At 41.4% G+C, this 5,774-nt stretch carries 5 protein-coding genes and 1 pseudogene (1 of these 6 cut by a window edge); all 6 read left to right on the top strand.

The annotated features are described in order from the left end of the window. Positions 1 to 2,286 (top strand): annotated as a pseudogene (gene addA, locus ORD22_RS01460) (helicase-exonuclease AddAB subunit AddA) (it extends 1,412 nt beyond the left edge of the window). Further along, positions 2,283 to 3,470 (top strand): DUF418 domain-containing protein, encoded by a 1,188-nt coding sequence (locus ORD22_RS01455; protein WP_317644065.1) that lies wholly within the window; start codon positions 2,283 to 2,285, stop codon positions 3,468 to 3,470. The pseudogene addA and the gene ORD22_RS01455 overlap by 4 nt, the downstream one beginning before the upstream one ends. A 55-nt stretch (positions 3,471 to 3,525) precedes the next feature. Further along, positions 3,526 to 4,422: a fumarylacetoacetate hydrolase family protein gene (locus tag ORD22_RS01450; protein ID WP_317644064.1), complete on the top strand. Its 897-nt coding sequence runs from the start codon at positions 3,526 to 3,528 to the stop codon at positions 4,420 to 4,422. A gap of 100 nt (positions 4,423 to 4,522) precedes the next feature. Next, positions 4,523 to 4,897 (top strand): YisL family protein, encoded by a 375-nt coding sequence (locus tag ORD22_RS01445; protein ID WP_317644063.1) that lies wholly within the window; start codon positions 4,523 to 4,525, stop codon positions 4,895 to 4,897. 26 nt (positions 4,898 to 4,923) lie between these two features. After that, positions 4,924 to 5,052 (top strand): hypothetical protein, encoded by a 129-nt coding sequence (locus ORD22_RS01440; protein ID WP_317644062.1) that lies wholly within the window; start codon positions 4,924 to 4,926, stop codon positions 5,050 to 5,052. A gap of 191 nt (positions 5,053 to 5,243) precedes the next feature. Continuing rightward, a partial coding sequence (locus ORD22_RS01435; RefSeq protein ID WP_317644061.1) for an alpha-amylase family protein occupies positions 5,244 to 5,774 on the top strand: 531 nt, incomplete at its 3' end.

The following is a 5,774-nucleotide window of genomic DNA, read 5'->3' as shown; positions in this document are numbered from 1 at the left end:
ATCGACTTGAATGCCAATTTCCGTAGCCGTAAAGAAGTGCTTGACGCAACGAACTATATCTTTAGACAGATTATGGGCACGCGTGTCGGAGAAATTGAATACGATGAAGCGGCTGCATTGAAGTATGGTGCGCAATATCCTGAAAAAGACGTATCGGCAGGCTTGACTGTACTGTATGAGAATGAAGAAGATATGGAGTTTTCGGAAGAGCAAGAGGCGCAACAAGAGATGAAAAAGTCGCAAGCAGAAGCACGTTTCATCGCGCAGAAGATTAAGCAGTGGCAAGCAGATCAGCAACAAGTTTCGGATGCGTTTAGTGGCAAACAACGTCCATTGGAGTATCGAGATATAGTGATTCTCATGCGTTCTATGACGTGGTCAAGTGAAATTGCAGATGAACTAAAAGCAGCTGGAATTCCCGTTTATGTAGAGTTATCTTCTGGGTACTTTGATGCGATTGAAGTGATGATTATGCTCAATACATTGCGTGTCATTGACAATCCATATCAAGATATTCCTCTTGTATCTGTACTGCGCGCGCCGTTTGTTGGGATGACGGAAAATGAACTGGCACAAATTCGTTTAGTGAATCGTAATGTTTCATTTTACGAGGCGCTTCAAACATTTGTTCAAACAGGTGGTGCTGGCATTCATTCAGCGACGCAAGAAAAACTACAGCGCTTTTTCTTACGTTTAGAAGATTGGCGCAATATGGCAAGACATGGTTCACTCGCTGAACTGATTTGGCAAGTGTATTCAGATACGTATTATTATGAAATGGTTGGAATTTTGCCGAACGGAAAACAGCGCCAAGCGAATTTACGTGCACTTCATGACCGGGCGATGGCTTATGAGAAGACTTCTTTCCGAGGATTATTTCGTTTTCTTCGTTTCATCGATCGTATGCAAAAGCGCGGAGATGATCTTGGCGAAGCGCGTTTCATGAGTGAAAAGGAAAATGTCGTGCGCATTATGACGATTCACTCATCAAAGGGATTAGAATTTCCGTATGTATTCCTCGCTGGAATGGGACGTCCGTTTAATAAAATGGATTTCCATAATCCGTATTTATTTGATCAGCACTTTGGATTGGCGGTTAAAGCAATTGATCCAGATAAACGCATCACATTCACGTCATTGCCGTTTTTAGCGGTGAAAGAGAAGAAGGAGCTAGAAATGCGTGCGGAGGAAATGCGTGTGCTCTACGTAGCGATGACGCGTGCTAAAGAGCATTTGGAGATGATAGCCTCCGTCAAAGATATAGAAAAGACGGTGACGCAGTGGCAAGAAGCGCAATTGCTAGATGAATCAGCACCCTTACCGGAATATAAACGTTCGCGAGCAACCGGTTATTTGGATTGGATTGGTCCTGCGATTGCACGTCATGTCGATTTTGGAAAGTTCGGCAAAGCGGCTGGAGGAGAATTAATGAACGATCCTTCGTCTTGGGAAGTAAATGCGTATCCGTTTTCTGCATTCCGTAACTCCGATACACTGGATGTAGAGGACTGGATTCCGCTCGACAACGAAGCGGTTGAAGCCGATAAAGAATTAGTTGAAGCGGTTCGTAGTCGCTTTGAAACACGCTATCCATATGCTCAGGCGGTACAGATGTCTTCGAAGCAGTCGGTTAGTGAGTTGAAGCGATTGGCACTGCTGGAACTCGAACGTGGAGACGCAGATCCATTTGAAAATCATATACCTGACGTCGCTAGTAGACCATCATTCTTACATGATCGCCCTTCGTTTTTACAGAAACGCTCATTGACAAAAGCGGAAATTGGAACTGCGATGCATACCGTTATGCAACATCTTGATTTGCAACAGACGCTAACTACTGTGCAAGCAAAAGACTTTGTAGAACAACTAGTGACGCGTGAGTTGTTGACGAAAGAGGAAGCCGCTGCCATTGACTCGGAAGCAATAGTGACGTTCTACACAACAGATTTAGGCAAGCGTATGCAACAAGCCCCTGAAATGTTGCGTGAAATGCCGTTCACGTTCGCACTACCTGCGGAACAAGGAGAGTTCCAGCTACTACAAGGTATTGCAGACTGTCTGTTCCAAGAGGACGGAGAATGGGTGCTAGTCGATTATAAAACAGATACCGTCAGTGGGTTCACTTCGGACGCGGCGGTTGCTAAGGAGATGCAAACGCGTTACGGAACGCAGTTGAATTTATATAAAAAGGTACTAGAATCAATTCTTTCGATTAACATCAAAGAGATGTTACTATATTTATTTGATGGGGCAAAAACTATTAGTTTACAGGAGGAAAAAGTTTGAAGTTAACTCCTACACCGCTTACAGAGCGAGTTGAAGGACTCGATTTTTTAAGAGGAATTGCATTGCTTGGAATTTTTATCGCAAATATGCTGCATTTTCATTCGCCTTACGCGTATATGGATCCGTATTCGTGGTTCTCAGCGCCCGGTGAACAGTCGACATTTAAATTGATCGATATATTTATCGAAGCAAGTTTTTATCCGTTATTTGCGATGCTGTTTGGTTATGGATTGAATATGCAGTATGAGAAGTCACTTAAGAATCAGACGTCGTTCGCACCTTTTATAGCGAGACGTCTTGGCGTCTTAATGGTGTTCGGTCTCATTCATGCATTGCTCATCTGGTCAGGTGATATTTTGTTCACGTACGCGTTGATGGGATTTGTCATGATCGCGGTTGTACGTATACCAAAGAAGTGGCTGCTATCGCTAGCGTTAGTACTTTATCTCGTACCAACGTTGCTGGTGTATGTCTTCTTGACCATTAGCCGTAAAGGTAATGCTAATTCATTGCTGGATGGCTTTGTAGATATTCAGCAAATAGAGTTGGCAATATCTGCTTATGCTAAAGGTACGTTTGGGGAGATCTTCGCATTTCGAGCAATTGAATTTATGACATTTCAGTTGATCGGTTCCATCACAGCTGTCGTAATTATTTTGCCTTTACTCATGCTAGGTGCTGCATTTTCTAAATGGAAAATGATCGAGAACATATTTAAAATGAGGTGGAAGTTAGTTGCGGTGATGGTATCCTTCATTACAGCAGGCGTGGTATTGAAAAGTATACCTTATTGGGATGCACCGAAATTCGAAAATATCTTTCTCGTACAATCAATAGTTGGCGGACCTATACTTGCGATCGGTTATGCGGCGCTCTTCCTGTTGCTCTGGCAAATACCATTTTTAAAAATCATCACAAAGCCGTTTGCGAACATTGGGCGGATGGCGTTTACGACGTATATTATGCAATCCATTATCGCGACATTGATATTTTATTCATATGGAGCGGGTCTCTATGGTAAGGTAGATATAGAGACAGGCACGATGCTGGCAGTTGGCATTTTTGCGATTCAACTGATTTTTGCCCAAGTATGGCTGTCCAAATTCCGTATGGGACCACTGGAATTTATTTGGCGTAAGTTGTCTTATGAGAAGAATTTTGTGAATAAAGAGGAAAAAAATTAGTTTTTGTCGTAACATAGGAGTATGTGAATACACATGGGAAGGGTTGGGCAATCAAATGAAACTATTGTCATTCCGTTACGAAGGGCAGACTTTATTCGGACCAAAAGTAAAACGTGAGGAAGCAGTGTGGAACGTTTTGGCCATGGCTGAAGCACAAGAACAAGCTGATTTTCCTAAAACAATGATTGAAGCGGTATCACTAGGTCTAGATTTCGTTGAATTAGTTCGTAAATTAGTGGAGAAAACAGAAGCAGCAGGAGAAGTAGAGCAATTTAAACATGCATTTACTGATATTGAATGGCTATCGCCAATCCCACGCACACCGAAAAACGTGTTGTGTGTCGGTAAGAACTATGCAGATCACGCAGAGGAACTAGGCGCAAAAGCACCAGAAAAGCTGATGTTATTCACGAAATCTCCTACAGCAATTGCAGGGGATGAACAGACGCTTCCAATTCATGCAGACGTAACGGATTCATTGGATTACGAAGGTGAATTGGCTGTCGTTATTAGTAAAACAGGTAGAAATATTCCGAAACAACTAGCATATGACTATGTGTTTGGTTATACGATCGCTAACGACATTACTGCACGTAATGTACAGACTGAACATAAACAGTTTTTCTTAGGGAAAAGTTTAGACGGTTCATGTCCGATGGGTCCTTATGTCGTAACAAAAGATGAAATTCCAAATCCACAAAACTTATCACTCGTTACAAAAGTAAATGATGAAGTCCGTCAAAATGGCAATACATCTTCAATGTTGTTCAAAATTGATGACTTGATTGCAGAAATTTCTAAATACGTCACGCTTGAAGCGGGCGATGTTCTTTTGACAGGAACTCCTGCTGGTGTAGGCAAAGGTATGAATCCGCCAACGTACTTGAAAAAAGGCGATACAGTAAAAGTGTCCGTCGAAGGAATTGGAACTTTAGTTAACCGATTCGAATAAGTACACTTCGTATTTACCAGAATATGAGCAATTGAATAGTAGTCAATAGATAGCTATGGTAAAATAGTAATCGACTAAAGATTAAAATGAGGTGGCAACAATGGGTTTTTTAACTGATACGACCCACATGCATATTTTTACATGGGTAGTGGCAATCGTAGTATTTTTAGTATCTGCTAGTATGGCTAAAGGAACGAAGGGTAAAAAGATTACACATATGATTTTGCGTTTGTTCTATATTTTAATCATTATCTCGGGTGCAGCGCTATTCTTTACGCATATGTCTCTAGATTCTATGCAGTACGGAATTAAATTCATTCTTGGTCTTCTAACGATCGGATTTATGGAAATGGTGCTTGTTCGTGGGAATAAAGGGAAGAATACAGGACTTATGTGGATTTTACTTGTAGTGTTCTTGCTTGTGACTTTATATGTCGGTTTCAAATTACCACTTGGCTTTAACTTTTTCGCATAACACTTGATCAAAGGAGAGGCTTGCAAATGGAATCACAAGCTGGATGGATATTTTTACTAGTTGTCCTATTATTGATGGCGATGTTTGCGGTCTCTGTTTTTCTAAGTGCGCGTAAACAGCAAGATCCAAAGTTCTTTTTGAAAGATGATAATTGAATCATTTCACTAAGCAGGGGGAGGAATTCGTATAATTCTTCTCCTGCTTTTTTTGTACTCTTTTACACTTCAGTTTTCACAAGATTGCCGTATTTACGACTGGCAATAGTTGTTTTAGTAAGAAAGAATGGCACACGCTTCAGCCGTTTGATAAACTAATAAAAGAGTTTGCGTTAGGAGGATTTACTACAGTGAAACGAATTACCGGACTACTGGCGGCTTGTATGCTCGCCCTATTTATAGCACAGCCAATCACGTATGCCACTGAAACTTCATTCAGTGATGAGAGTATTTATGATTTACTTGTTGACCGTTTCAATAACGGCTTAGGATCAAATGATTATGATGTTAACGCGCAAGATCCTAGCGTTTTTAATGGCGGAGATTTTGCCGGCATCAGCAACAGATTGCAACACATTTTGGATATGCATTTTACAACAATTTCTTTAGGACCCGTTTTTAAGACCGCAACTTATGATGGGAAACAAGTATTGGATTATTCGGAAATCGAACCGCATTTTGGTACGAAAGAAGAATTTAAAGAATTGATCGCTGAACTGCATGCGAATAAACTCAAAGTTATGGCAGACTTCCCACTAGGTGGTGTTAGCTCAGATCACGTATGGGCGAATCAACTACCAACACTTCCTGCTGATGAAGGCACGATTGATTGGGATGTAAGCAAGACTGAAGTACAGGATCAATTGATCGCTGCGGCGGTA

It is taken from the genome of Sporosarcina sp. GW1-11 (genome assembly GCF_033088395.1).
Classification (GTDB): Bacteria; Bacillota; Bacilli; order Bacillales_A; family Planococcaceae; genus Sporosarcina.
The sequence above is the reverse complement of the archived record's forward strand: the minus strand, read 5'-3'. Positions and strand labels throughout refer to the sequence as shown.

Excerpts from the sequence above, each read along its gene's own strand:
- ORD22_RS01445 (WP_317644063.1), top strand. The coding sequence starts at position 4,523 with ATGGGTTTTTTAACTGATACGACCCACATGCATATTTTTACATGGGTA.
- ORD22_RS01440 (WP_317644062.1), top strand. The coding sequence starts at position 4,924 with ATGGAATCACAAGCTGGATGGATATTTTTACTAGTTGTCCTATTATTG.
- ORD22_RS01450 (WP_317644064.1), top strand. The coding sequence starts at position 3,526 with ATGAAACTATTGTCATTCCGTTACGAAGGGCAGACTTTATTCGGACCA.